Source organism: Nocardioides sp. WJ219, from assembly GCF_058559815.1.
This window is the reverse complement of the sequence record NZ_JBZUJV010000005.1, coordinates 287054-310340: the sequence shown is the minus strand read 5'-3', so window position 1 is coordinate 310340 and position 23287 is coordinate 287054. Positions and strand designations below refer to the sequence as shown.

Genomic DNA, 23287 nt, shown 5'->3' with positions numbered 1-23287 from the left:
GGGTCAGACCCGCTCGATGACGGTCCCGGTGGCCATCGCGCCGCCGGCGCACATCGAGATCAGCGCGGTCGTGCCGTCGCGTCGCTCGAGCTCGTGCAGCGCGGTGGTGATGAGGCGGACGCCGGTGGCGCCGACCGGGTGACCGAGCGCGATCGCGCCGCCGTTGACGTTGACCTTGTCGAGGTCGACGGCGTGCTGGCCGGCCCACGACAGCACGACGCTGGCGAACGCCTCGTTGACCTCGAACAGGTCGAAGTCGGAGATCGCCATGCCGGTGCGGTCGAGGATGCGCTGGGTGGCCTGCACCGGGCCGTCGAGGTGGAAGTAGGGGTCGGAGCCGACCAGGCACTGGTTGACGATCCGGGCCCGCGGGGTCAGGCCGAGGGCGCGCGCCTTGTCCTCGTCCATGATCAGGACGGCGGCGGCGCCGTCGGAGATCTGCGACGACGTGCCGGCGGTGTGCAGGCCCTCCGGCCGCACGGTGCGGAGCTGGGCGAGCCCCTCGAGCGTGGTCTCGCGCAGGCCCTGGTCGGCGTCGACCGTGCGGGTCTCACCGGTCAGCCCGCCCTCCGCGTCACGGACCGGCGCGTTGACGGCGAAGACCTCCCGCTTGAACCGTCCCTCGTCGACGGCGACGCGGGCCTTCTGCTGCGAGGCCAGGCCGAAGGCCTCGAGGTCGTCCCGGCCGAGGCCGCGGTGGGCGGCGATCCGGTCGGCGGCCTCGAACTGGTTGGGCATGTCGATCGACCAGTCGTCGGGTCGGGGATCGCCGAGTCCGGCGGGCACGTTGCCGCCCAGGGGGATCCGCGACATCGACTCCACGCCGCAGGCGACGCCGACGTCGATCGTGCCGGCGGCCACCATGTCGTGCACGAGGTGGGCCGACTGCTGGCCCGACCCGCACTGCGCGTCGACCACGGTGCCGCCGGTGTGCTGGGGGAGCCCGGCGTGCAGCCAGGCGCGGCGCACCATGCCGTTGGACTGCTCGCCGGCCTGGGTGACCACGCCGCCGACCACCTGCTCGACGTGCTCGGGGTCGAGACCGGCGCGGGTGAGGACCTCGCGCTGGGTCAGGCCGAGGAGCGTGGCGGGGTGCAGGCCGGAGAGCCAGCCGTTGCGCTTGCCGAGCGGGGTGCGGACGGCGTCGACGATCACAGGGGTGCCCATGCCCCCAAACTAGAACGTGTTCTCGCGGCCGACAAGCGGTGGTGAGGCGTGACCCCGGTCTCGACTCGCCACGCGCAGCCCTTCCGGCCCGTACCGCGAGTATGTACTCTCAGATCGACGAACTAGAACACGTTCCACCATCGGGGCCGCCGTGCCCCCGGCCGACAGGGAGCCCTGCGTGACCACCACCGACCTCCTGCCCGAGGGATTCGACTTCACCGATCCCGACATCAACGAGGCGAGGATCCCGCACGACGAGTTCCTGCTGCTGCGCACGTCCGCCCCCATCCACTGGGTCGAGCAGGCCCCCGGGACCTTCGACGGCATGGCGCCGGAGTCGGGGACCGGCTACTGGGCCGTCAGCCGGCACGAGGACGTCGCCGCGATCTCCAAGAACAGCAAGGACTGGTCGACGGAGGAGAACGGCGCGATCATCCGGTTCTCCGAGGGGATGACCCGCGACCAGGTCGAGCTGCAGCGCACGATCCTGATCAACCAGGACCCGCCCCACCACACCGCCCACCGCGCGATCATCAGCCGCGGCTTCACGCCGCGGGCGATCAACGCGCTCGAGCAGGTGATGACCCGGCGGGCCGAGCAGATCGTGCGCGCCGCGGTCGAGAAGGGGGAGGGCGACTTCGTCGAGGACGTCGCCGCCGAGCTGCCGCTCCAGGCCATCGCCGAGCTCATCGGCATCCCGCAGGAGGACCGGTCGAAGATCTTCGACTGGTCCAACCAGATGCTCGCCTCCGACGACCCCGACATCGAGGGCGACCCCGAGGTCGCGGCCGCAGAGATCCTCGGCTACGCGATGATGATGGCCGCCGACCGCAAGGCCACGCCGCGCGACGACATCCTCACCAAGCTCATCCACGCCGACAAGGACGGCCGCGGGCTGACCGACGACGAGTTCGGCTTCTTCGTCATCCTGCTCGCCGTCGCCGGCAACGAGACCACGCGCAACGCGATCACCCACGGCATGAACGCCTTCTTCGAGAACCCCGACCAGTGGCGCCGGTGGGTCGAGGAGCGGCCGGCCGAGATGGTCGACGAGGTCGTCCGCTGGGCGACGCCGGTGACGGTGTTCCAGCGCACCGCGCTCGACGACGTCGAGGTCGGCGGGGTCACCGTGCGCAAGGGTCAGCGGGTCGCGCTGTTCTACGCCTCGGCCAACCACGACGACAGCGTCTTCGCGGACCCGTTCCGCTTCGACATCACCCGCTCGCCCAACCCGCACGTCGGCTTCGGCGGCCACGGCGCCCACTACTGCGTCGGCGCCAACCTGGCCCGCCAGGAGATCCGGCTGATCTTCGACGCCCTCGCCGACCAGTGCCCCGACATCACCAAGCTCGAGGAGCCGCGCCGGCTGCGGCACGCCTGGATCAACGGGATCAAGGAGCTCCGGGTCCGCTACGCCTGAGCGCAGGCGGCGGCACCCGCCGCCCCTGGAAGCGGCGTCAGTCGCGGGCGGTCAGGACGAGCGGGCCGTCGTCGGTGATCGCGATCGTGTGCTCCATGTGGGCGCCCCGCGAGCCGTCCTGGCTGCGCAGGGTCCAGCCGTCGGGGTCGGTGAAGATCGCGTCGGTGGTGTGCATGAACCACGGCTCGATCGCGATCACCAGGCCGGGCTTGAGCTTGAAGCCCCGGCCGGGGCGGCCGTCGTTGGCGACGTGCGGGTCGCCGTGCATGGTGCGGCCGACGCCGTGGCCGCCGAACTGGAGGTTGACCCCCAGCCCCGCGCCGCGGGCGACCTCGCCGATGGCGTGGGAGATGTCGCCGATCCGGTTGCCGGTGCGTGCGGCCTCGATCGCCGCGTCGAGGGCACGACCGGTGACCTCGATGAGCCGCAGGTCCTCCTCGCGCGGGGTGCCGACGACGACCGACAGCGCCGAGTCGGCGACCCAGCCGTCGACCGAGGCGGCGAAGTCGACCGAGACCAGGTCGCCGTCGCGCAGCACGTAGTCGTGGGGCAGGCCGTGCAGGACGGCGTCGTTGACCGAGGTGCACAGCACCTTGCCGAACGGCGAGGCGCCGAACGACGGGTGGTAGTCGATGTAGCAGGACTCGGCGCCCTGCGCGCGGATCATCTCGTGGGCCAGCGCGTCGAGCTCGAGCAGGTTGACGCCGACGTCGGCCTTGTCCGCCAGGGCGGAGATCACCGAGGCGACGAACCGGCCGGCGGGTCGCATCTCCTCGATCTGGGTGGGCGTCCTGAGCTCGATCACGGGCCCACGGTATCCGTCGCGGCCGAGTCCGCCTGCAGCGGATCCGCCGTCGGCGGAAACGCTTGGCCCCGCCCCACGGCGTCCGCACGCTGGACCCATGACCACCACCGCAAACCTCACCGCGGCCGACCGGCTGCTCCACCAGCGGATCATCGTGCTCGGCCAGCAGGTCGAGGACGAGATCGCCAACAAGATCTGCGCCGAGCTGCTGCTGCTCTCGGCCGAGGACCCGCACCGCGACATCAGCCTCTACGTCAACAGCCCCGGCGGCTCGGTCTCGGCCGGCCTCGCGATCTACGACACGATGCGGCTGATCCCCAACGACGTGGCCACCCTGGCGATGGGCCTCGCGGCCAGCATGGGGCAGTTCCTGCTCACCGCCGGCACCCCCGGCAAGCGGTTCGCCCTGCCCAACAGCCGGATCCTGCTCCACCAGGGCTCGGCCGGCATCGGCGGCAACGCCGTCGACATCGAGATCCAGGCCCAGAACCTCGAGCACATGAAGAACGTGATGATGCGGATCACCGCCGAGCACACGGGCCAGCCGGTGGAGCGGGTCGAGCGCGACGCGCTGCGCGACCGCTGGTTCACCGCCGAGGAGGCCCGCGACTACGGCTTCGTCGACCACGTGCTGACCGAGGTGGCCTCGGTCGTGCCGTCGCGGGCCGGCATCGCCTTCGGGATGGAGCGCTCGGCGTGAGCAGCTACACGATCCCCAGCGTGGTCGAGCGGACCGTGCGCGGGGAGCGCGCGGTCGACATCTACAGCCGCCTGCTCACCGACCGCATCGTCTACCTCGGCACCGAGGTCGACGACGGCGTCGCCAACGTCGTCATCGCCCAGCTGCTGCACCTGGAGTCCGACGAGCCCGACCGGCCGATCAGCCTCTACCTCAACTCCCCGGGCGGCAGCGTCACCTCGGTGCTGGCGATCTACGACACCCTCCAGTTCATCCGCTGCCGCGTCGGTACGACGTGCGTCGGCCAGGTCGGCTCGTCCTCCGCGCTGCTGCTGGCGGCCGGCGAGCCCGGTCACCGCACCCTGCTGCCGCACGCACGCGTCGTCCTCGACCAACCCGCGGGCGGCGGTCAGGGCACCCTGCCCGACCTGGCCGTGCAGGCCAAGGAGATCGTGCGTCTGCGCGCCGAGATGGAGTCGCTGCTCAGCCAGCACACCGGGGTCCCCGCCGAGCGGCTGCGTCGCGACACCGACCGCGACCTGGTGCTCACCGCGCAGGCGGCGGTGGACTACGGGATGGCCGACGCGGTGCTGGAGAGCCGCAAGCCGACGGTCGCCGTCCCCGCGTAGTCTCGCCGCATGAGTCTCGCCGACCGCGTCGTCAGCCAGCTGCGCCACCACCACGACCGGCTCGCCGCCCTGGTGCCCGAGCTCGACGAGGCGGCGCTGACCACCCGGAGCGGTGCGACCGAGTGGCGCGTGTGCGACGCGCTGTCCCACCTCGGCAGCGGCGCGGAGATCGCGCGCCGCCCCGTCGTCGCCGCGGCCGCCGGCGAGCCGGCGCCTCCCGCCGACAACCAGGCCATCTGGGACCGGTGGAACGCCGCGACCCCGCGCGAGCAGGCCGACTGGTTCGTGACCTCCGACGCCGCGTTCCTCGAGACGGTCGAGGCGCTCGACGGCCACCAGCGCGAGTCGATGAGCGTCGACCTCGGGTTCCTGCCGGCACCCGTGCCGTTCGTGGTGGCGGCCGGCATGCGGCTCAACGAGGTCGTCCTGCACGTGTGGGACGTCGAGGCCGCCTTCGACGCCGACGCCCGCCTCGACGACGAGGCGGCCGGCCTGCTGCTCGACCTGCTGGCCGGCCCGCTGTCGTTCCTGCTCGGGTTCTCCGCCAAGCCCGGTGCGCTCGGCGTCGCGGCGGCGGTGCACGCCGGTCGCTTCGGGATCCACCTCGAGCCCGACGCGGTCGAGCTGTTCGACGCCACCCCGGTGGCGCCCACCGCGACGTACTCCGGGCCGCACGAGTCGCTGGTGCGGCTGATGGCCGGACGGCTGCGCCCCGAGCACACGCCCGACGAGGTCGAGGTCACCGGCGACGTCACGCTCGACGACCTGCGCCGGGTCTTCCCCGGCTACTGAGCCCTCAGGCCGCCAGCGCGAGCGGGCCCGACATCCGGCCCAACGCGCGCGAGACCCGGATCGTCAGGTCGACGAGCCGGAGCCCGAGCGCGCCGTGCACGGCGCCCAGCACCTCCGAGCTCGGCTCCTTGAGCCCGCGCTCGACCTCGGAGAGGTACTGCACCGAGATCCCGGCGTCGCCCGCCACGTCGGCGAGCGTGCGCTCCTGACGGGTCCGCTCCTCGCGCAGCGCGCGCCCCACGAGCTCACGCCACAGCGGCTCCGGCTCGACCTGCGGCTGCTTGCCCGGGAACTCGACGACCTCACCCATGCCGGGACCGTACGCCGCGGCGTGCTCCCGTGGGGCGATGTTCGCGACCGGCGAACGCCGCCACGGTCGGTGCCAACCGCCCGGCATCACACCGCGTCGTAGACGCCGGCTGCGACGTCCTCGAGCAGCGTCGGACCGGCAGGGGTCCACCCGAGCAGCTCCTGGGTGCGGGTCGAGGTCGTCGGGTTGTCCACGCCGGCGAACCCGCCGATCCACCCGAAGTGGGCGAGGGCGTCGTCCGGTTCGACCGAGACCACGGGAAGACCGAGCCGTTCACCGATCGCAGCGGCGAGGTCGCGCACGGCGACCCCGGGCTCGGCGACCCCGTGCAGGCGGGTGCCGGCCGGGGCCTGCTCGACCGCCAACCGGAACAGCCGGGCTGCGTCGACCCGGTGCACGGCGGGCCACACGTTCTGGCCGCCGGCGACGTACGCGGACACGCCCCTCTCCCTGGCCACGCGCACGAGCGTCGGGACGAACCCGTGGACGTCCCCGGCACCGTGGACCGACGGCGCGAGCCGCACCAGGCTGGAGCGCACGCCGCGTCCGGCCAGCGCCAGCGCTGCCTCCTCGGACGGGCCGCGGGCCGCGCCGCCGAAGGTGCTGGTGTCGACGGCCGCGTCCTCGGTCGCGGGTGAGGCGACACCGGCCAGCAGGGCCGAGCCCGAGGTGACGACCAGCGGTCGGTCGCTGCCCGCGAGGGCGGCGCCGAGTGCCTCGACGACGGCGAGGTCGATCCGGCCGTTGCCGTGCAGGTCGGACATGTCGTCGTGGTTGAAGGCGAGGTGCACGACCCCGTCTGCACCCGCGGCCCCGGCGGCTACTCCGACCGGGTCGGTGATGGTGCCGCGGTGCACGGCCGCACCGGCTCGCTCCAGAGCGGCCGCACTCGCCTCTGAGCGGGCGAGCCCGGTGACGGTGTGGCCGGCGGCGAGCAGGTCGGTGACGACGGCCGAGCCGATGAAACCGGATGCTCCGGTGACGTAGATGTCCATGCCCTCGACGGTAGGGAGAGCGGGGCTCGCGGATCCAAGACCTGTTCGTCAGCGGCCGATGCCGTCTCGGCATGACCGCAGGTCAGGGGCCGGTGGATACCGTGACGCCGTGCCCGATCTCGACCTCCGCCTGGTCCGCTACTTCACCGTCGTGGCCGAGCACGGGCACTTCGGTCGCGCGGCCGAGGCGCTGCACGTCGCCCAGCCCGCCCTGAGTCGGCAGGTACGCCGCCTGGAGGGCCTCGTCGGCGCCCGGCTGCTCGACCGCACCCCGCAGGGCAGCACCCTCACCGAGGCCGGCCGGGCCTTCCTGCCCAAGGCCCTCGCGCTGGTCGGCGCCGCGGAGGAGGCCGTTGCCGAGGTGCGCGCGACGGGCCGCGCCCCGCGCCTCGCCGTCGGGTGGGCCGGCGACCTCGTCGTCACCGACGTCGTCCGGATCCTGCGGCGCGCGCACCCCGACGCCGAGATCGGCACCCACCACGTCGCCTGGGACGACGTCCGCGAGGCGCTGCTCGACCGCCGGGTCGACGTCGTCGTCGGCCGGGCGCCGTTCGTCGCCGACGGACTCGACCTGGAGGTGATCGCCGAGCACCGGCGCGTGCTCGTCGTACCCCGCGACCACCCGCTGGCCGGCAAGGAGCAGGTCGGTCTGGCCGACTTCGCCGAGGAGCCGCTGGTCCGCTCGGCCGATCCCGTGCGCGACGCGTTCTGGCGGATCGACCCGCGACCCGACGGGAGCCGGGCGCCCGACGGTCCGCTGGCGGGGGAGCGGGAGGACAAGTTCGAGCTGGTCGCGGCCGGGGAGGCGCTGACGCTGATGCCCGACCCGGGTCCCGGCGGCCGGGTCCGTCCCGACCTCACGACCGTCCCGGTCGAGGGGATCGAGCCGGTCCGGGTCGTGATCGCCACGCGGGCCGGTCAGGCCGGGGAGCTGCTCGCCGGCTTCGTCACCCTCGCCCGCGAGCTCCTCGACACGGCGGTCACCGACGCGTGACGGTCTGCGGTCAGGCCGGCTTGTCCGACCCGACCACCCACATCGCGAAGAACTGCGAGCCGCCGCCGTAGGCGTGGCCGAGCGCCTTGCGGGCGCCGTCGACCTGGTGCTCGCCGGCGAGGCCGCGCACCTGGAGGGCCGCCTCGCCGAAGCGCAGCATCCCCGAGGCGCCGATCGGGTTCGACGACAGCACGCCGCCTGAGCAGTTCACCGGCAGTCTGCCGTCGAGCGCGGTGGCGCCGGACTCGGTGAGCCGCCAGCCGCCGCCGTTCGCGTCGGCGAAGCCGAGGCTCTCCAGCCACATCGGCTCGAACCACGAGAACGGCACGTAGATCTCGGCCGCGTCGATCTCGTCGATGGGGCTGCTGATCCCGGCCTGCTTCCACAACGCGGCCGCGGCGTCGCGGGAGGCCTGCGGGTTGACCTGGTCGCGCTCCGCGGCCGAGGTGGCCTCCGAGCGCATCACCGTGCCGTGGATCCACGCCGGGTTGGGCGAGGCCGCTGCGACGTCCTCCGACCCGATCACCAGCGCGCAGGCGCCGTCGGACGACGGGCACGTCTCGTCGTACCGGATCGGGTCCCAGAGCATCTGCGAGGCCAGCACCGACTCGACGGTGGTGCCCTCGTTGTGCAGGTGGGCGTAGGGGTTCTTCAGCGCGTTGTTGCGGTCCTTGGCGGCCACGATCGCCCCGATGTGGTCCGGCGCCCCCGAACGACGGATGTAGGAGCGCACGTGGGGGGCGAAGTAGCCGCCGGCGCCGGCGTGCACCGGCATGTTGAACGGCACGGGCACCGACAGCGCCCACATGGCGTTGGACTCCGACTGCTTCTCGTAGGCGACGGTGAGCACCTTGCGGTGGATGCCGGCCTGCACCAGGGACGCCGCCACGATGGCCGTCGACCCGCCGACCGAGCCCGCGGTGTGCACGCGCAGCAGCGGCTTGCCGGCCGCGCCGAGCGCCTCGGCGAGGAACAGCTCGGGCATCATCACGCCCTCGAACAGGTCGGGCGCCTTGCCGACCACGATCGCGTCGATCTCGTCGAGCGTCATGCCGGCGTCCTCGAGGGCGCGGTCCATCGCCTCGCGGCACAGTCCGGCCATCGAGACGTCGAGACGCTTGGCGCGGTGGTGGGTCTGTCCGACGCCGACCACCGCGGCGGGTGCCTTGGCCATCAGTTGCTGCCTTCCGGGCTCGACGCGAGGGTGCACACGAGGTTCTGCTGCAGGGCCGGACCGGACGTCGCGTGGGCCGCGGCCTTGCCGACCTCTCCCGACCAGATCCGTCGCGCCGCCTCGCCGACGCGGATGCCGCCGGCGGAGAACATCGGGTTGGACGCCAGCGCACCGCCCGACGGGTTGACCGTCACGTCGTCGGCCAGCCCGAGCTCGCGCCGCAGCACCAGCTCCTGGTGGCTGAACGGCGCGTGCAGCTCGGCCACCTCGACCCCGTCGAGGTCGAGCGCCGCGGCGGACCGCTGGGCGCTGGGGGAGCGGGTGAGGTCGCGGGTGCCCATGCTGAGCGCGTCGACGTGGTGGCTGATCCCGGTCAGCCACGCGGGCGTCCCGCGCACCTCGCGCGCCTTGTCACCGGCGGCCAGCACCAGCGCGGCCGCGCCGTCGGTGACGGGCGCGCAGTCGTGCTTGCGCAGGGGGTCGGCGTACATCGGCCGGGCGAGGAGGTCCTCGACCGACGAGCCGCCCTTGCGGATCGCGTAGTCGTTGGCCTCGGCGTCGCTGAGCGAGCGCTGGACCACCTCGGCCATCGCGCGCTCGTCCCACAGCCCGGCGTCGATGCCGGCCCGGGCCTGCAGGCCCGCCAGCGACACGGTGTCGGGCCAGATCGGGGTCATCGTGTAGGGGTCGAGCTGCAGCGCGAGGGTGCGTCGCAGCTGGCCGGCCGAGCTCTTGCCGAAGGCGTAGACCAGCGCGGTGTCGACCTCACCGGTCTGGATCTTGATCCAGGCCTCGTACATCGCCCAGGCCAGGTCCATCTCGACGTGCGACTCGTTGACCGGCGGGATCACGCCGATCGCGTCGACCGCCTGCACGAACGAGAACGACCTGCCCGCGAGGTAGTCCGAGGAGCCCGAGCACCAGAACCCGACGTCCTGGCGGGTCCACCCGGTCTGCTCGTAGCACTCCGCGAAGAGCGGGACCAGCAGCTCCACGCAGGTCGGCGACCCGTCGAACTGCGCCATCTGTCGCTGGGCGAAGCCCACGACCGCCACGTCTCTCATCGTCCGCCCCTCAGAGGTGCTGCTGGTAGGTGTCGTAGTCGGCGTCGGGTTCGCCGGTCGGGCTGAAGTGGCTGATGTTCTCGATCGACGTCGTCCACTCCTCGCGCGGCTTCCAGACCGCCTTGACCCGCATGCCCATGTGCACGTCCTCGGCGGGGCAGTCGAGGATCAGGTGCAGGAACGCGATGTCGGCGCCGTCGAGCAGCACGTACGCCGAGACGTACGGCGGCGTGATCCGCTGGCCCAGGAACGGCACGTTGACGATGCAGAACGTCGTCACGGTGCCGGTCTCCGACAGCTCGACCTCCTCGGCCGTCGGGGTCCCGTCGGCCGGGCAGGCGCTGCGCGGCGGCACGTAGACCTTCTGGCAGGTGGGGCAGCGCTGGCCGACGATCCGGCCCTCGGCGATGGCGCGGTAGAACGCCGACTCCTCGGGGCTGGCGGCGTAGACGTAGTCGAGCTCGACGGGGGTGACCACCCCCGTCACCGCCTCGCCGCCGACGCTGGTCGAGGAGGTTGCGCCAGCAACCGTCTCCAGACCATCCGCCGGCTCGAAGCACGCGATGTCGGTGATCGCCCCGACCCGCTCGGCGGCCCAGCGCACCCGCACCCGCATCCCGGTGGAGACGTCGGCGGCCGAGGCGACGTCGAGCGCGTGCAGCAGCGGCGCGTCGGCACCGTCGAGCGTCACCAGCGCCCAGGCGAAGGGGCGGTCGAACGGCTGGCCCTTGACCGGCTCGGGCACCCACACCCACGACGTCACCGTGCCCTCGGCGGCGACCTCGACGAGGGCGTCCTCGCCCGTGGCCAGGTGCGTGGCCGGGTCGAACTCGGGCGGCGGGACGACGACGCTGCCGTCCGACGTCCGGGCGCCGACCACGACGCCGTCGCGCAGGCCGGCCAGGAACCGGCCGAGCACGGGACCCGTGGAGCGGGTGTAGTCGAAGGCGACGGTGACCGGCGCCGAGAGCGTACGAGGCATGGCGATGAAACTAGAACACGTTCTATTGCGCTGACAACTGTTCTGCCAGAGTGTCCGCCATGGATTTCGAGACGCCGGTCACGAGCTCGTCCCTCGCTCGTGCGACTCCTCAACCTCCCCGCGTGATCCTCCCCCTCGCAGGCTCGGGGGAGGCGCGGTGAAACTGGGACTGCAGCTGGGCTACTGGGGCGCGCAGCCGCCCGCCGGCGTCGACGAGCTCGTCACCGCGGCCGAGGAGTCGGGCTTCGACGCGATCTTCACCGCCGAGGCGTGGGGCTCCGACGCCTTCACGCCGCTGACGTGGTGGGGGCGGGGCACGTCACGGGTGCGGCTCGGCACCTCGATCGTGCAGATGTCGGGTCGGGCGCCGACGTCGATCGCCATGCACGCCCTCACCCTCGACCACCTCACCGGCGGCCGGGTCATCCTCGGGATGGGCGTCTCCGGCCCGCAGGTCGTCGAGGGCTGGTACGGGCAGCCGTTCCAGAAGCCCCTCGCGCGCACCCGCGAGGTCGTCGACATCATCCGCCAGGTGCTGGCCCGCGAGGCACCGGTGACCAACGCGGGCCCGCACTACCCGCTGCCGTACGCCGGCCCCGGGGCCGTCGGGCTCGGCAAGCCGCTCAAGCCGATCGTCCACCCGCTGCGGCCCGATATCCCGATCTGGCTGGGCGCCGAGGGCCCCAAGAACGTCGCGCAGACCGCGGAGATCGCCGACGGCTGGATCCCGATCTTCTACACGCCGAGGTCGGCCGCCATGTACCAGCCGTGGCTCGAGGAGGGGTTCGCCCGGCCGGGCGCGCGGCGGACGCGTGCCGACTTCGAGATCGCCGCGACCTGCCACCTGCAGGTCTGCGACACCCCAGAGGTCAAGCAGCTGGTCATCGACGCGATCAAGCCGTCGGTCTCGCTCTACATGGGCGGGATGGGCGCCGCCGAGGCCAACTTCCACAACCAGGTCTTCGTGCGGATGGGCTACGAGGACCTGGCCCGCGAGGTCCAGGCGCTCTACCTCGACGGGCGCAAGGACGAGGCGACCGCACTGATCCCCGACGACCTCGTCGACGACATGCACATCATCGGCTCCGAGGGCGAGGTCAAGGAGAAGGTCGCGGCCTGGGAGGAGACGGGCGTGACCACGCTGCTGCTGTCGTTCCGCGGCGCCGACGAGCTGCGCCGGGTCGCCGCGCTGCTGGCCTGACCCGACCGCCGGCTACTCGACGTGGGCCTGGCCGGTGCTGGCCGACGTACCGCCGTCGACGGCGAGGAACGCACCGGTGACGTAGGCGGCGTCGGGGCTGGCCAGGAACAGCACCGCGGGCGCGACGTCCTCGGGCTGCCCGAGGCGGCCGAGGGCGACCCGGTTGACCGCCGGGCCGGCCACCCGCTCGTCGGCGGCGGCCGCGGCGGTCAGCTCGGTGACGGTGAACGCCGGCACGACGGCGTTGAGCCGCACGCCGCGCGGGCCGTAGTCGAGCGCCAGCGACTGCACGAAGTTCATGATCGCGGCCTTGGTGGCGTTGTACGCCGCCTGCCCCCAGTCGCCGCGCAGGCCCGAGACCGACCCCACGACGACGAGGTTGCCGCCGGACTTCTCCAGCTCCGGCAGGGCGTGGCGCGCGACGTGCACGAAGCCGTCGATGTTGGTCGAGCGGATCGCCTGCCAGTCGCCGAGGCCGACGTCGTCGAACGCGCCGTTGGCATAGGCCGCCGCGTTGTTGACGACCACGTCGAGCGAGCCGAACCGCTCGACGACGGCCCCGACCATGTCGCGCACCGAGTCGTCGTCGGCGACGTCGGCCTGCACGGCCAGCGTGCGCTCGGCCGGGTGGCCGGCGAGCGCCTCCTCGAGCTTCTCGGGGCGGCGCCCGCTGATCGCGACGTTGGCGCCGTTGGCGAGGAACGCCTCCGCGATCGCGCGCCCGATCCCGGTGCCCCCGCCGGTCACGAGAACGGTGCGGCCGGCGACGTCGTAGGTGTTGGCAGTCATGACCGCTCGAACGGCGCCGTGCCGGGCGTTGTTCCCCGGGCGCCCCAACGCTCGGCGGCCGGGGAGCCGGGCGTCGGGAACCAGCGCCACACCACCGCCGACTGGGTGGCGGTCCACACCGCTCCGCAGGTCCAGTAGACGAGCAGCGCGACCGGCACGATGCCGCCGGCCACGAGCATCCCGATCGAGCTGACGAACGGCGTGATGCGCTGCGCCCCGGCCACCGCCTCGGGCAGGTCGCCGGGGGCGACCGCGGAGTTCTGGGCGACCAGCACGCGCTGGGTGACGAACGACAGCGCGGCGGCCGCACCGGCGAGGCCCAGCACGACGAGCAGGTGGGTCGGTCCCGCCCCGAGGTAGCCGTGGTCGGTCAGCGGTACGCCGCCGATCCGCGCCTGGGCGAGCGACTCGACCTGGCCGGCGTCGAGCGCCCCGACGGTGCGCCCGGCGGCGGCGTCGCGGAGCAGGTGGTAGAGCGCGATCCAGATCGGGACCTGCAGCAGCACGGGCAGGCAGCCGAGCCGCGACATCCCGTGCTCGGCGGAGATCTCGCGGCGGGCCGCCAGCTGGGCGCGGACGGCGTCGGGATCGGTGCGGCCGCGGTACTGCTCGGCGAGCGCCTTGAGCTGCGGGCGGGCGCGTGCGGCGGCGTGGGCGTGGCGGACGCCGTGCACGACGATCGGCAGCAGCGCGCTGCGCACCACCACGACGACCGCCGCGATCGAGAGGCACCAGGTGGTGCCGGAGGACGGGTCGGCGCCGAGCGCGGTCAGGCCGGAGTGGACGCCGGCGACGACGACGGAGAGGGCGTGGGTGAGCGGGTCGAGCAGGGACATGCGGGCTCCTGGCGTGCGGGTGCAGCAAGGGACGGGGACGGTCGTCTGCCGCGCCGGGACCGCAGTGGTCCGGCGGGCGTCAGACGGTCCCGGGAGCCCGGGGCCGGAGCGGGTGGTGCGTGGGGTCGGTGGCGCGCGTCGTCAGCACGAGCGGGACCGCACGACGTCCCCCGACCGGACCCGACGTCGTCCGCAGGACGAGGCGGGCGGAGTCGTGCGCGGAGCGCAGCAGGGCGGCCAGCGCGACCGCCAGCAGCGCCCCGGTGAGGGTGGTCGACCCGTCGAGCGTGGTCAGCGTCGGCAGCAGGAACGTCAGGCCGGCGACGAGCGCGGCCACGACGGCGTCGCGCACGCGCACCGTGGTGGGCTGCTCGACCATGGCGCGATCCTACGGGGCGTGGGTCAGCCGGTCGGGCCGTACGCCGCCGCGATGTCCTCCGACCCGAGCCAGCGCTCGTACGCCGGCCCCTGCGGCCAGCCGTCGGGGGAGGACTGCCACTCCTCCTGCCGGCCGTAGGGGAGCAGGTCGACCAGCCCGAACAGGTAGCTCAGCCGTTCGGTGCCCCGGCCGTCGGTGTGCCAGGTGCGGTAGACCTTCTCGCCGTCGCGCAGGAACACGTTGATCGCGAAGCCACCACCGGGCGGGGCGCCCACGTCGGCGCCGAAGGGGCTGTCGGCCGTGGAGTACCAGGTCATCGTGTTGCCGACCTTGCGACGGTAGGCGAGCGCCTCGGCGATCGGGCCCTGGGTGACGACCACGAAGCGGGCGTCGAAGGCGGCGAGGCCCTCGAGCCGGGTGAACTGCGAGGTGAAGCCGGTGCACCCGCCGCACTGCCACTCCTCCCCGGGGGACCACATGTGGTGGTAGACGACCAGCTGCGGGTGCTCGCCGAAGACGTCGACGAGCCGGACGGGTCCGTCCTCGCCCTCGAGGACGTGGTCGGGCATCTCGACCGCCGGCAGCCGGCGGCGCTGGGCCGCGATGGCGTCGAGCTCGCGGGTGGCCGCCTTCTCGCGCACCCGGAGCGCGTCGAGCTCGCGCTGCCAGGTCTCGGCGTCGACGACCGGTGGGACGGCGGGGGCAGGGGGTGGGGTGCTCATGGAGGTCGGGACCCGGCGGCCGCGGCGTTCTCATCGGTCCGTGACAGGAACTGGAACACGTTCTAGTCTCGCCCCCATGGCCGATGCTGACCTCCGCACCCCGACCCACAACGGCGACCTGATGGTGGCCGCACTCCAGCGGCACCGCGACAAGCCGGTGATGCACCTCGGCGACACCGTGCTCACCGGCGGCGAGACCGCGCGGCGGATCAGCCAGTACGTCCAGGCGTTCGAGGCGCTCGGCGCCGGCACCGGCACGGCCGGCGCGCTGCTTGCGCTCAACCGGCCCGAGGTGCTGTTCATCATCGGCGCCGGCCAGACCCAGGGCTACCGGCGTACGTCGCTGCACCCGCTCGGCAGCGCCGACGACCACGCCTACGTCATCAACGACGCCGGCATCACGGCGCTCGTGGTCGACCCCTACTTCACCGAGCGCGCGCTGGCGCTGCTGGAGAAGTGCCCGGGCCTGACCCAGGTGCTGACCATCGGCCCGGTGCCGCCCGAGCTGGAGGGGCGGGCGACCGACCTGGTGGCGGCGGCCGCGGGGTTCGAGCCGCAGCCGCTGACCGCCGCGGTGCTGCCGCCCGACCACATCACCTCGATCACCTACACCGGCGGCACGACCGGCAAGCCCAAGGGCGTCGTCGGGATCTCCCAGGCCTTCGCCACGATGACGCAGGTGATGCTCAGCGAGTGGGAGTGGCCCGAGGAGCCGCGCTTCTTGATGTGCACCCCGCTCTCGCACGCCGGCGCGGCGTTCTTCACCCCCACCGTGATCAAGGGCGGGTCGCTCCACGTGCTCGCGCGCTTCGACCCCGCCGAGGTGCTGCGCACCATCGAGGAGCAGCGGATCACCGCCACGATGCTGGTGCCGTCGATGCTCTACGCCCTGATGGACCACCCCGACAGCCGCACCCGCGACCTGTCCAGCCTCGAGACGGTCTACTACGGCGCCTCGGCGATCAACCCGGTCCGGCTGCAGGAGGCGATCGAGCGGTTCGGACCGATCTTCGCCCAGTACTACGGCCAGTCCGAGGCCCCGATGGTGATCACCTACCTGTCGAAGAAGGACCACGTGGGCGCCGGTGAGGGCCGTCTCGCCTCGTGCGGGCGCCCGTCGGCGTTCGTGCGCACCGCGCTGCTGGGCGAGGACGGCGAGCCGGTGCCGGTGGGGGAGCCCGGCGAGATCTGCGTCAGCGGCTCGCTTCTCTCCGGGGGCTACTGGAACCTGCCCGACGAGACCGCCGAGACGTTCCGCGCCGACGGCTGGATGCACACCGGTGACGTGGCGCGCGAGGACGAGGACGGCTTCTGGTACATCGTCGACCGCACCAAGGACATGATCGTCACCGGCGGGTTCAACGTCTTCCCGCGCGAGGTCGAGGACGTCGTCGCCGAGCACCCCGCGATCGCCCAGGTCGGGGTGATCGGGACGCCGCACGAGAAGTTCGGCGAGGCCGTCACCGCCATCGTCGTGCTGCGCGAGGGTCACGACCTCACGGACGTCGTGGTCGGCGAGATCCAGCAGCTGGTCAAGGAGCGCAAGGGCTCGGTGCAGGTGCCCAAGCAGGTCATCGCCACCGACGCCCTCCCGCTCACCGGGCTGGGCAAGCCGGACAAGAAGGCGCTGCGCGCGCAGTACTGGACCGGCGAGCGCGCCGTCGGCTGAGCCGCGCGCGCCGCGACGCCTCAGGCGTTCATGCCGCCGTCGACCGTGATGACCGAGCCCGACAGGTACGCCGCGTCCGGGCCGGCCAGGAACCGGACCACGCCCGCGACCTCGTCCGTCGTGCCGTAGCGCGACAGCGGCACCAGGCTGCGGATGTGGTCGGCGGCCTCGCCGTCGGCGGGGTTCAGGGCGGTGTCGATCGGCCCCGGCTGCACGAGGTTGACGGTGACGCCGGCCGCGCCGAGCTCGCGGGCGAGGCCCCGGGTGAACGAGTGGTGCGCCGACTTGGTCAGCGCGTACGCCGTGACCCCGGCGAACGGCACGCGGTCGCCGTGCGTCGAGCCGATGGTGATGATGCGGCCACCGCGCCCCAGGTGCGGGATCGCGGCCCGCGTGGTCAGCACCGTGCCGCGGATGTTGACGTGCAACAGCGTGTCGATGTCGTCCACGCTCAGGTCCACGAGGTTGCCCTCACGGATGGTCCCGGCGTTGTTGACGAGGACGTCGAGCCCGCCGAGCCGGGCAACGGCCTGCTCCACCAGCCGTTGGTTCGCATCCGGATCACCGCTGTCCGCCTGGATCGCGACGCCGCGCCGCCCCTGGGCCTCGATCTGCGCGACGACCTCCCGCGCCCGGTCCGCAGAGCGCTCGTAGCTGAGGGCGACGTCCGCGCCGGCCTCGGCCAGCCGCAGCGCCACGGCGGCGCCGATGCCCCGCGAGCCGCCGGTCACCAACGCCCGCGTGCCGTCGAGCCCGGTCACTGCCGGACGCCCGTCCGCGCGGCTCGGCCGGCCCGGGCGACCAGGCGGCTGTTGTGGGCCGCGTGCGCGAAGCCCGGGGTGTGGTGGCTGCCGTCCCGGATGTCGCGGGCCAGGCTCGCGTAGACCTCGCCCACGTTGATCGACGCGCCGGCCCAGACCTCGGCGGCGGTCGGGCCGACGCCGGAGGCCACCGGCCGGTCCGGCGCGGCGAAGTCGACGCTCGCAGCCAGCGCGAGGTCGCCGACCTGGACGCCGGCGGGGTGGTCGCCGGTGAGCGTCACCACCCCTCGGTCCCGCGGACCTCGAGGCTGAAGCGCGCGTCCGTGGGGGGAACGCCGCCGAGCACCTGGATGCTCGCCGGGGCGCCCGACGTGGTCCTGACGATGGCGTCGAGGTGGTCCGGCACCTCGCGGTGGGAGATCCCACCGGTGTCCGCCAGCTTCACCTCGGGCCAGAGCAGCTCGGTGCGGGCGTCCACCTCGGTGATGTCACCGAGGACCGCCTCGACGACGTCCAGGACGTGTCCGGCCGCCACCTCCATCAGGCCGGCCCCCGCCGAGGCCTGGTCGAAGTAGGCGTACGCACTCATCGACTCCGGACCGTTGCCGAACGTCGTCGAGGCCACCCGCGCCGAGAGCAGGCGCCCGAGCCGGCCCTGGGCGACGATCTCCGCCGCTCGGCGTACCGAGGGGTTGTGCCGGCCCTGCAGGCCGATCGCGGTGTGCAGGGACCCTGCCGCCGCTGCCATCTCCTCGGTCTGCTCGACCGTCGCTCCCAGCGGGGACTCCGAGTACACCGCCTTGCCGGCGGCGAGCGCCGCGAGGACGAGCTCGCGGTGTGCCGGGACCTTGACGGCCACGGTGACCAGGTCGATCGCGGGGTCGTGGATCAGCTCCAGCGGGTCGGAGAACCACCGCTGGGCGCCGAAGGCCTCGGCGGCCTGACGCGCGCTCTCCTCCCGCCGGGTGGCCACGGCGGCCAGCTCGAGCTGCGGCTGCGCCGAGATCGCCGGCACGTGCGACGCGCCCGCCCAGCTCGCCCTGGTGTCTGCTCCGATGATCCCGACGCGGATCACGTCGTTCGTGGTCATGTCTGCCTTCGTCCGTTCGTGGTGGGTGTCTGGCTGCGTCATCGGTCGATGACGGCCATGTCGGGCTCGCGGTGACGCTCGCCGACCGCGGGCGGCAGGGCGTCCAGCCGAGCGATCTGGGCCGCGGTGAGCCGCAGGGTGTCGGCGGCGACGTTCTCCTCGAGGCGGTCGGCCCGGGTGGTGCCGGGGATCGGCGCGATGCCCTCGCCCTTCGCGAGCAGCCAGGCCAGTGCCACCTGGGCCGGCGTGGCCCCGGCCTCGTCGGCGACCTCCCTGACCTCGTCGGCGACCTGCAGGTTGCGGGTCAGGTTCTCCCCGGTGAAGCGGGGGTTCGACCGCCGCCAGTCGTCGTCGTCCAGTCCCTCGAGCGTGCGGATGCCACCGGTGAGGAATCCGTGGCCCAGGGGGGCGTAGGGCACCAGGCCGATCCCGAGCTCGCGGAGCACCGGCAGCAGCCCGGTCTCGACGTCGCGCGTCCACAGTGAGTACTCGGTCTGCACGGCGGCCACGGGGTGGACGGCGTGGGCGCGGCGGATCGTGGTGGCGGATGCTTCCGAGAGCCCGATGTGGCGGACCTTGCCCTCGGCCACCAGCTCGCTCAACGCCCCGACCGTCTCCTCGATCGGCGTGGCCGGGTCGACCCGGTGCTGGTAGTACAGGTCGATGTGGTCGGTGGCGAGGCGCCGCAGTGATCCCTCGACTGCGGTGCGGATGTTGGCGGGGCTGCTGTCCATCCCCGCCCGGCCGGTGTGGGACACCAGTCCGAACTTGGTGGCGAGCACCACGGCGTGGCGACGGCCCCTGAGCGCACGACCCAGGAGCTCCTCGTTGACGTAGGGCCCGTACACCTCGGCGGTGTCCAGGTGGGTGACGCCGAGGTCGAGGGCCCGGTGGATCGTGGCGATCGACGCTGCCTCGCCCTGTCCGGCGCCGGTGTAGAACCCCGACATCCCCATGACGCCGAGGCCCAGGCGGGAGACCTCGAGCTCCCCCAACAGTGTTTGCTGCATGACGTGCGTCCTCCGGTGGTCGGTGGATGGGTGGGCGGGCGCCGCGACCGCTCAACTTGAAGCGTCAACAACACCGCGAGGACAGGTCTACACCGTCGAACTTGACGAGTCAACATCTGCGCTACCCTTGGGTGCATGACGAAGCGGGTGGAGGAAGGTCGGCAGGCGACGGACGCCGCGGCGAACCAGCGATGGCTGGACAGCGACGAGCTGGCGGCGTGGCTGGCGAACTCCTCGATCATGATCAGCCTGCCGGCCGCCCTCGACGCGCGGATGCAGCGCGAGTCGCAGCTCACCTTCTTCGAGTACATGGTGCTGTCCGTGCTGTCCGAGCAGCCGGACCGCGCGATGCAGATGAGCCACCTGGCCGCCCGCACCTCGGCATCCTTGTCCCGGCTGTCGCACGTCGCCGGGCGCCTCGAGAAGCGCGGCCTGATGGCACGATCACGGATCCCGGGCCCCGGGCGGCGGACCAACGCGTCCCTGACCGCCGACGGCTACGACGTCGTCGCCGCCGCCGCACCCGGACACGTCGCCGCAGTTCGCGAGTACCTCATCGACGAGCTCGAACCCCACGAGCTGGGGGTCCTGCAGCGCATCGGCACGGCGGTCGAGGCGGCCATCGCCCGCGGCAGGGTGGGGCCGTCCGCGGGCGACGAGGCCGTGCCCGACGTCACCGCCTGACCGAGCGCGACGTCTGAGCTGCGCCGCCGCCAGCAGGTCGCGGAGGAGGCGTTCGCCTACGGGCGCGCGCCTGCGGCCCGTGGCAGGCACGGGGGGAGCGGGGGCGACGGAGACGTAGCGGTGTCCGGTGGGCGGGACGGTGTCGACGCGGTGTCGCTCTGCCTCGTCGAGCACGGCCTGGCGCCACCCCGGTGCCTGCGTGCCGTGGTCCCTGGCGTCGGACGCCTAGACCGACAGCCTGCTGGCACTCCTGGTGACGTGCCCGCCCTTGTTCGCGAGGAACACGATCTCGCCGAACTCGACGTTCGACCAGCCGGCTTCGTCGTCCGTCAGAGGCTCGGAGGCGAACATGGCGACCGTGGCCTCGTCCTCGTCGCACCCCTCGAAGTCGTATGACGCCTCATCGCTCGGGACATGGCGACCCATCAGCATGTACATCGGCTCCAGGAGCATCGAGAGGGCGTAGTCGTCCGTCCCCGGACCGGACTCGCGCAGCTTCTTCCAATCACCGGCCGGGTTGGTCTCGCCCTCGTGCCCGAGACCGACATTGATCCCGACGATCCGGTTCGGCGACACCAGGGCCATCTTCATCTTGGTCAGGGCAGGCAGATCGAGGTCCGCCATCGCCTGGGCGATGAGCCCGATCATCGTCTCGACCGCACGCTGGACGTCCTCGTCGCTGTCACCTTCGAGCAGGGAGAGCAGCAGCACGTAGAGGAACTCCGTGTCGGTCGACCCCCGCATCTGCTTCAGGTACCTGTCCTCGCAGTGCTGCAGCAGCTTCCGCTGAAGGAGCATCCAGTTCGGCATGTCGCCGTTCTGCGCCAGGATCCAGGGCGTCTCCTCGAAGGAGAACGGGTGGCAGTTCTCGTCGACCATGACGGCCGCCGAGTCGTAGGCGGCGGCGCGCACGTGGCCGAGCATCGTGCTCGCTTGCAGGCTCGGGATGATGCGGCCGGCGTTGTCGTCGTAGAAGGCAGCCATGGGCCGGCGGTAGATCAAGGGATCCTCCGGCTTGAGCAGGTGCTCGCTCCAGACACCGAATCCCCAGCCCGCCAGGTGCAGATCTGGGTAGTGCTCAGGGTCGAGGGCCTGGTTGACAAGGCTGTTCGACGGCGTGAGCAGCAGCTCCTCGAGCGGGATCTCAGGACCGATGTAGGCGAGCACTCTGCACATATGTCTTCCTTCGATGCTGGGATGCGTCGTGGGCGGCGTCCACGAGCGCCGCCACCCTACGAGCCGCGGATCTGCCGCTCGTGAGCGCGCCGCCGAAGCCGCTGAACCGAGCACCCCGGCCGCCCCGACGATCTCGGACGCCGAGAAGTCCCGCCGGAAGTCCCGCCGAGATCCCTACGCCGGCACCGACTCCATCGCCTCAGCGGTGAGCGACACAGACCGCAACCGTGCGTCGGCGTTGGGCGCCTGGTGAGCGGTGATCAGCTCGTCGGCGCCGACGTGGTCGCGGAAGTTCTCGAGGTAGCGCGCGACCGCGGGGCCGTCGCCGATGGCGGCGTAGGTGAACATCTGGTCGACGTGCTGGGCGCCGCCGCGTCGCAGGATGACGTCGGCCTCGACGTCGCTGAGGTCCTCGCCACGGCCGAAGAGGGTGACGGCGATGGTGCGTCGTGCCGCCTGCAGGTTGTCCCGGGCCTCGGCGTCCGTGTCGGCGGCGACGACGTTCACGCCGGCGATCACGTACGGCGCGTCGAGCTGCGCCGAGGGCGTGAACTCACGCCGGTAGGCGGTGACGGCGGCCTCGAGCGCCTGCGGGGCGAAGTGGCTGGCGAAGGCGTAGGGGAGGCCGAGAGCAGCGGCGAGGTGGGCGCCGAACATCGACGAGCCGAGGATGTACAGCGGTACGTTCGAGCCGCGGCCCGGCACCGCAGTCACGCCCGGCACTCGGGACTCCTCGCCCAGGAAGGCCTGCAGCTCCTGCACGTCCTGCGGGAACTGCTCGGAGGCGGCGGGGTCTCGACGCATCGCCTGCGCCGTGGCCTGGTCGGAGCCCGGCGCGCGGCCGAGCCCGAGGTCGATGCGGCCGGGGTACATCGCGGCCAACGTGCCGAACTGCTCGGCGATCGTCAGCGGGGAGTGGTTGGGCAGCATGACGCCGCCGGCACCGAGCCGGATCGTCGACGTCTGCGCTCCGACGTGCGAGATCAGCACGCTGGTCGCCGAGGACGCGATGCTGGGCATGTTGTGGTGCTCGGCGTACCAGACCCGGCGGTAGCCGTGCTCCTCCGCACGCTGCGCGAGGGCGACGCTGGCGGCGATGCTGCTGCCGACGGACTCCCCCTTCGCGATGGGGGCGAGGTCGAGCACGGACAGCGGGATGCGCATCGGGTGGCCTTTCGGGTCGTCGTCCCCTGCAGAACAAGGCCCGAGGGGGATCCTCTTCCCGATCCCGGCCCTCGCTTCGCCGGGCACCGCTCGGCGTCAGCCTGCCGCCCCGCCCCCCAGCCGGGTCCACACGGGCGGCGGCACCCGCTCCAGGATCGCGCGCATCGACCCCAGCACCGCGTCGATCTCGTCGGGGGAGTGCTGGCCGCGGCGGAACATCAGCAGCGAGTCGCCCTGGAGGCGCCAGGCGCGGTCCTGGTAGGCCGCCAGCAGCATCCGCATGTCGGTGTGCAGCACGTCGTGGGCGAGCTCGGGGCTGTCGGTCCGCACCCGGAAGGCGGCGTCGAAGACGGGGTCGCCGAGCAGGTGGTCGGTCCCGAGCAGGCTGCCGAAGAACCGCCCGAGCGCGCCCTGCGGGGCGACCTGCAGCAGCGGCACGGGGTGCGCCAGGGCGCCGAGGTGCATGCTGACGACGGAGAAGGGGTGGGTGCTCTCGCCGTCGCCCGAGCTGGTGCGGTAGCTGTAGTCGAACGCGACGAAGGCGCGGCCGGCGTACCAGCCCTCGACGACGTTGCCGGCGTGGCGCGCCTGCCCGCGACCGAACGGGTCGCCGGTGAAGCGGCGCTCGAGCCCGGTGCCGGAGGGGGAGAAGCGCCACTGCCGCTTCTCGGCGTACGACGCCAGCGACTCGAGGCGCCGTCGGCTCCGTCGCGCGCCGACGACCGCCACGGTCACCACCAGGGCGAGACCGAGCGGGATCAGCAGGCAGAGCGCCCCGAGCACGAGCTCCACGGC

Annotated in this window: 26 protein-coding genes; 8 read left to right on the top strand and 18 right to left on the bottom strand. The window is 72.8% G+C overall.

Annotated elements, in window-relative coordinates; translation table 11 throughout:
• Nucleotides 1-3: 3 nt before the first annotated feature.
• Nucleotides 4-1167, bottom strand: a complete 1164-nt coding sequence (locus AC4MBH_RS14525; protein ID WP_491795611.1) for a steroid 3-ketoacyl-CoA thiolase — start codon at nt 1165-1167, stop codon at nt 4-6.
• A gap of 178 nt (nt 1168-1345) precedes the next feature.
• Between AC4MBH_RS14525 and AC4MBH_RS14520 the strand changes: the two genes are divergently transcribed.
• On the top strand, nt 1346-2587 hold the full coding sequence (locus tag AC4MBH_RS14520) for a cytochrome P450 (protein ID WP_491795610.1): 1242 nt from the start codon (nt 1346-1348) through the stop codon (nt 2585-2587).
• A 37-nt stretch (nt 2588-2624) separates the two neighbouring features.
• Here AC4MBH_RS14520 and map read toward each other — a convergent pair whose 3' ends face one another.
• Entirely contained in the window at nt 2625-3392 is a 768-nt protein-coding gene (gene map, locus AC4MBH_RS14515; protein WP_491795609.1) for a type I methionyl aminopeptidase, read from the bottom strand.
• 97 nt (nt 3393-3489) lie between these two features.
• On the opposite strand from map, the gene AC4MBH_RS14510 reads away from it, so the two are divergent.
• Genes AC4MBH_RS14510 through AC4MBH_RS14500 form a run of 3 tightly spaced genes read left to right on the top strand, consistent with a single transcriptional unit; the run spans nt 3490 to nt 5492 of the window.
• Nucleotides 3490-4092, top strand: coding sequence for an ATP-dependent Clp protease proteolytic subunit (locus AC4MBH_RS14510; protein ID WP_491795608.1), 603 nt, complete (start codon nt 3490-3492; stop codon nt 4090-4092).
• Nucleotides 4089-4700: a ClpP family protease gene (locus tag AC4MBH_RS14505; protein WP_491795607.1), complete on the top strand. Its 612-nt coding sequence runs from the start codon at nt 4089-4091 to the stop codon at nt 4698-4700. The genes AC4MBH_RS14510 and AC4MBH_RS14505 overlap by 4 nt, the downstream gene beginning before the upstream one ends.
• A gap of 9 nt (nt 4701-4709) precedes the next feature.
• The gene (locus AC4MBH_RS14500) at nt 4710-5492 is read left to right on the top strand and encodes a maleylpyruvate isomerase family mycothiol-dependent enzyme (protein WP_491795606.1); all 783 of its coding nucleotides are present in this window, start codon (nt 4710-4712) and stop codon (nt 5490-5492) included.
• Nucleotides 5493-5496: 4 nt separating this feature from the next.
• Here the strand turns inward: AC4MBH_RS14500 and AC4MBH_RS14495 are convergent, their stop codons facing one another.
• Together AC4MBH_RS14495 and AC4MBH_RS14490 are read right to left on the bottom strand one after the other, a co-directional pair.
• Nucleotides 5497-5802 carry a helix-turn-helix domain-containing protein gene (locus AC4MBH_RS14495; protein ID WP_491795605.1) on the bottom strand — a complete coding sequence of 102 codons (306 nt, stop codon included), beginning with the start codon at nt 5800-5802 and terminating at the stop codon, nt 5497-5499.
• 86 nt (nt 5803-5888) lie between these two features.
• The gene (locus AC4MBH_RS14490) at nt 5889-6797 is read right to left on the bottom strand and encodes an SDR family oxidoreductase (RefSeq protein ID WP_491795604.1); all 909 of its coding nucleotides are present in this window, start codon (nt 6795-6797) and stop codon (nt 5889-5891) included.
• A gap of 109 nt (nt 6798-6906) precedes the next feature.
• Between AC4MBH_RS14490 and AC4MBH_RS14485 the strand changes: the two genes are divergently transcribed.
• Nucleotides 6907-7791, top strand: a complete 885-nt coding sequence (locus AC4MBH_RS14485; protein WP_491795603.1) for a LysR family transcriptional regulator — start codon at nt 6907-6909, stop codon at nt 7789-7791.
• Nucleotides 7792-7801: 10 nt separating this feature from the next.
• On the opposite strand, the gene AC4MBH_RS14480 is transcribed toward AC4MBH_RS14485, so the two are convergent.
• The 3 genes from AC4MBH_RS14480 to AC4MBH_RS14470 are packed head-to-tail and all read right to left on the bottom strand — an operon-like array spanning nt 7802 to nt 11011.
• Nucleotides 7802-8965, bottom strand: coding sequence for a thiolase family protein (locus AC4MBH_RS14480; RefSeq protein WP_491795602.1), 1164 nt, complete (start codon nt 8963-8965; stop codon nt 7802-7804).
• Nucleotides 8965-10029 (bottom strand): thiolase family protein, encoded by a 1065-nt coding sequence (locus tag AC4MBH_RS14475; protein WP_491795601.1) that lies wholly within the window; start codon nt 10027-10029, stop codon nt 8965-8967. Before AC4MBH_RS14475 ends, AC4MBH_RS14480 begins: the two co-directional genes overlap by 1 nt.
• A 10-nt stretch (nt 10030-10039) precedes the next feature.
• A complete protein-coding gene (locus AC4MBH_RS14470) occupies nt 10040-11011 on the bottom strand; it encodes a Zn-ribbon domain-containing OB-fold protein (RefSeq protein ID WP_491795600.1) in 972 nt (323 codons plus the stop codon).
• Nucleotides 11012-11168: 157 nt separating this feature from the next.
• Between AC4MBH_RS14470 and AC4MBH_RS14465 the strand changes: the two genes are divergently transcribed.
• A complete protein-coding gene (locus AC4MBH_RS14465; protein ID WP_491795599.1) occupies nt 11169-12212 on the top strand; it encodes an LLM class F420-dependent oxidoreductase in 1044 nt (347 codons plus the stop codon).
• A gap of 12 nt (nt 12213-12224) precedes the next feature.
• Here the strand turns inward: AC4MBH_RS14465 and budC are convergent, their stop codons facing one another.
• The 4 genes from budC to AC4MBH_RS14445 form a co-directional block, all read right to left on the bottom strand.
• The gene (gene budC / locus AC4MBH_RS14460) at nt 12225-13001 is read right to left on the bottom strand and encodes a meso-2,3-butanediol dehydrogenase (RefSeq protein WP_491795598.1); all 777 of its coding nucleotides are present in this window, start codon (nt 12999-13001) and stop codon (nt 12225-12227) included.
• On the bottom strand, nt 12998-13837 hold the full coding sequence (gene yidC, locus AC4MBH_RS14455) for a membrane protein insertase YidC (RefSeq protein WP_491795597.1): 840 nt from the start codon (nt 13835-13837) through the stop codon (nt 12998-13000). Before yidC ends, budC begins: the two co-directional genes overlap by 4 nt.
• A gap of 79 nt (nt 13838-13916) precedes the next feature.
• The gene (locus tag AC4MBH_RS14450) at nt 13917-14216 is read right to left on the bottom strand and encodes a hypothetical protein (protein ID WP_491795596.1); all 300 of its coding nucleotides are present in this window, start codon (nt 14214-14216) and stop codon (nt 13917-13919) included.
• A 23-nt stretch (nt 14217-14239) separates the two neighbouring features.
• Nucleotides 14240-14938 (bottom strand): DUF899 family protein, encoded by a 699-nt coding sequence (locus AC4MBH_RS14445; protein WP_491795595.1) that lies wholly within the window; start codon nt 14936-14938, stop codon nt 14240-14242.
• Between the two features lie 76 nt (nt 14939-15014).
• Here AC4MBH_RS14445 and fadD8 point away from each other — a divergent pair, with 76 nt between their 5' ends.
• Entirely contained in the window at nt 15015-16607 is a 1593-nt protein-coding gene (fadD8, locus tag AC4MBH_RS14440) for a fatty-acid--CoA ligase FadD8 (protein ID WP_491795594.1), read from the top strand.
• A 20-nt stretch (nt 16608-16627) separates the two neighbouring features.
• Here fadD8 and AC4MBH_RS14435 read toward each other — a convergent pair whose 3' ends face one another.
• From AC4MBH_RS14435 to AC4MBH_RS14420, 4 genes are read right to left on the bottom strand one after another with little or no spacing between them, the layout of a single operon-like run.
• Nucleotides 16628-17368 (bottom strand): 3-oxoacyl-ACP reductase family protein, encoded by a 741-nt coding sequence (locus AC4MBH_RS14435; protein WP_491795593.1) that lies wholly within the window; start codon nt 17366-17368, stop codon nt 16628-16630.
• Nucleotides 17365-17649 (bottom strand): hypothetical protein, encoded by a 285-nt coding sequence (locus tag AC4MBH_RS14430; protein ID WP_491795592.1) that lies wholly within the window; start codon nt 17647-17649, stop codon nt 17365-17367. Before AC4MBH_RS14430 ends, AC4MBH_RS14435 begins: the two co-directional genes overlap by 4 nt.
• On the bottom strand, nt 17646-18458 hold the full coding sequence (locus AC4MBH_RS14425; RefSeq protein WP_491795591.1) for a Gfo/Idh/MocA family protein: 813 nt from the start codon (nt 18456-18458) through the stop codon (nt 17646-17648). The genes AC4MBH_RS14430 and AC4MBH_RS14425 overlap by 4 nt, the downstream gene beginning before the upstream one ends.
• A gap of 38 nt (nt 18459-18496) precedes the next feature.
• Complete coding sequence (locus AC4MBH_RS14420) at nt 18497-19468, bottom strand: aldo/keto reductase (protein WP_491795590.1); 972 nt, start codon at nt 19466-19468, stop codon at nt 18497-18499.
• Nucleotides 19469-19603: 135 nt separating this feature from the next.
• Here AC4MBH_RS14420 and AC4MBH_RS14415 point away from each other — a divergent pair, with 135 nt between their 5' ends.
• On the top strand, nt 19604-20152 hold the full coding sequence (locus AC4MBH_RS14415; protein ID WP_491795589.1) for a MarR family winged helix-turn-helix transcriptional regulator: 549 nt from the start codon (nt 19604-19606) through the stop codon (nt 20150-20152).
• 225 nt (nt 20153-20377) lie between these two features.
• Here AC4MBH_RS14415 and AC4MBH_RS14410 read toward each other — a convergent pair whose 3' ends face one another.
• The 3 genes from AC4MBH_RS14410 to AC4MBH_RS14400 all read right to left on the bottom strand — a co-directional run bounded on the left by AC4MBH_RS14410 (nt 20378) and on the right by AC4MBH_RS14400 (nt 23284).
• Entirely contained in the window at nt 20378-21319 is a 942-nt protein-coding gene (locus AC4MBH_RS14410; protein ID WP_491795588.1) for a class II glutamine amidotransferase, read from the bottom strand.
• A 183-nt stretch (nt 21320-21502) separates the two neighbouring features.
• A complete protein-coding gene (locus AC4MBH_RS14405; RefSeq protein WP_491795587.1) occupies nt 21503-22492 on the bottom strand; it encodes an LLM class flavin-dependent oxidoreductase in 990 nt (329 codons plus the stop codon).
• A 96-nt stretch (nt 22493-22588) separates the two neighbouring features.
• A complete protein-coding gene (locus tag AC4MBH_RS14400) occupies nt 22589-23284 on the bottom strand; it encodes a hypothetical protein (protein WP_491795586.1) in 696 nt (231 codons plus the stop codon).
• Nucleotides 23285-23287 lie beyond the last annotated feature (3 nt).

Bases quoted from the DNA above. Each gene is read 5' to 3' on its own strand.
- AC4MBH_RS14525 (WP_491795611.1), bottom strand. From the start codon at position 1,167: ATGGGCACCCCTGTGATCGTCGACGCCGTCCGCACCCCGCTCGGCAAG.
- AC4MBH_RS14510 (WP_491795608.1), top strand. From the start codon at position 3,490: ATGACCACCACCGCAAACCTCACCGCGGCCGACCGGCTGCTCCACCAG.
- AC4MBH_RS14500 (WP_491795606.1), top strand. From the start codon at position 4,710: ATGAGTCTCGCCGACCGCGTCGTCAGCCAGCTGCGCCACCACCACGAC.
- AC4MBH_RS14495 (WP_491795605.1), bottom strand. From the start codon at position 5,802: ATGGGTGAGGTCGTCGAGTTCCCGGGCAAGCAGCCGCAGGTCGAGCCG.
- AC4MBH_RS14490 (WP_491795604.1), bottom strand. From the start codon at position 6,797: ATGGACATCTACGTCACCGGAGCATCCGGTTTCATCGGCTCGGCCGTC.
- AC4MBH_RS14480 (WP_491795602.1), bottom strand. From the start codon at position 8,965: ATGGCCAAGGCACCCGCCGCGGTGGTCGGCGTCGGACAGACCCACCAC.
- AC4MBH_RS14475 (WP_491795601.1), bottom strand. From the start codon at position 10,029: ATGAGAGACGTGGCGGTCGTGGGCTTCGCCCAGCGACAGATGGCGCAG.
- AC4MBH_RS14470 (WP_491795600.1), bottom strand. From the start codon at position 11,011: ATGCCTCGTACGCTCTCGGCGCCGGTCACCGTCGCCTTCGACTACACC.
- budC (WP_491795598.1), bottom strand. From the start codon at position 13,001: ATGACTGCCAACACCTACGACGTCGCCGGCCGCACCGTTCTCGTGACC.
- yidC (WP_491795597.1), bottom strand. From the start codon at position 13,837: ATGTCCCTGCTCGACCCGCTCACCCACGCCCTCTCCGTCGTCGTCGCC.
- AC4MBH_RS14450 (WP_491795596.1), bottom strand. From the start codon at position 14,216: ATGGTCGAGCAGCCCACCACGGTGCGCGTGCGCGACGCCGTCGTGGCC.
- AC4MBH_RS14445 (WP_491795595.1), bottom strand. From the start codon at position 14,938: ATGAGCACCCCACCCCCTGCCCCCGCCGTCCCACCGGTCGTCGACGCC.
- fadD8 (WP_491795594.1), top strand. From the start codon at position 15,015: ATGGCCGATGCTGACCTCCGCACCCCGACCCACAACGGCGACCTGATG.
- AC4MBH_RS14425 (WP_491795591.1), bottom strand. From the start codon at position 18,458: ATGACCACGAACGACGTGATCCGCGTCGGGATCATCGGAGCAGACACC.
- AC4MBH_RS14420 (WP_491795590.1), bottom strand. From the start codon at position 19,468: ATGCAGCAAACACTGTTGGGGGAGCTCGAGGTCTCCCGCCTGGGCCTC.
- AC4MBH_RS14415 (WP_491795589.1), top strand. From the start codon at position 19,604: ATGACGAAGCGGGTGGAGGAAGGTCGGCAGGCGACGGACGCCGCGGCG.
- AC4MBH_RS14405 (WP_491795587.1), bottom strand. From the start codon at position 22,492: ATGCGCATCCCGCTGTCCGTGCTCGACCTCGCCCCCATCGCGAAGGGG.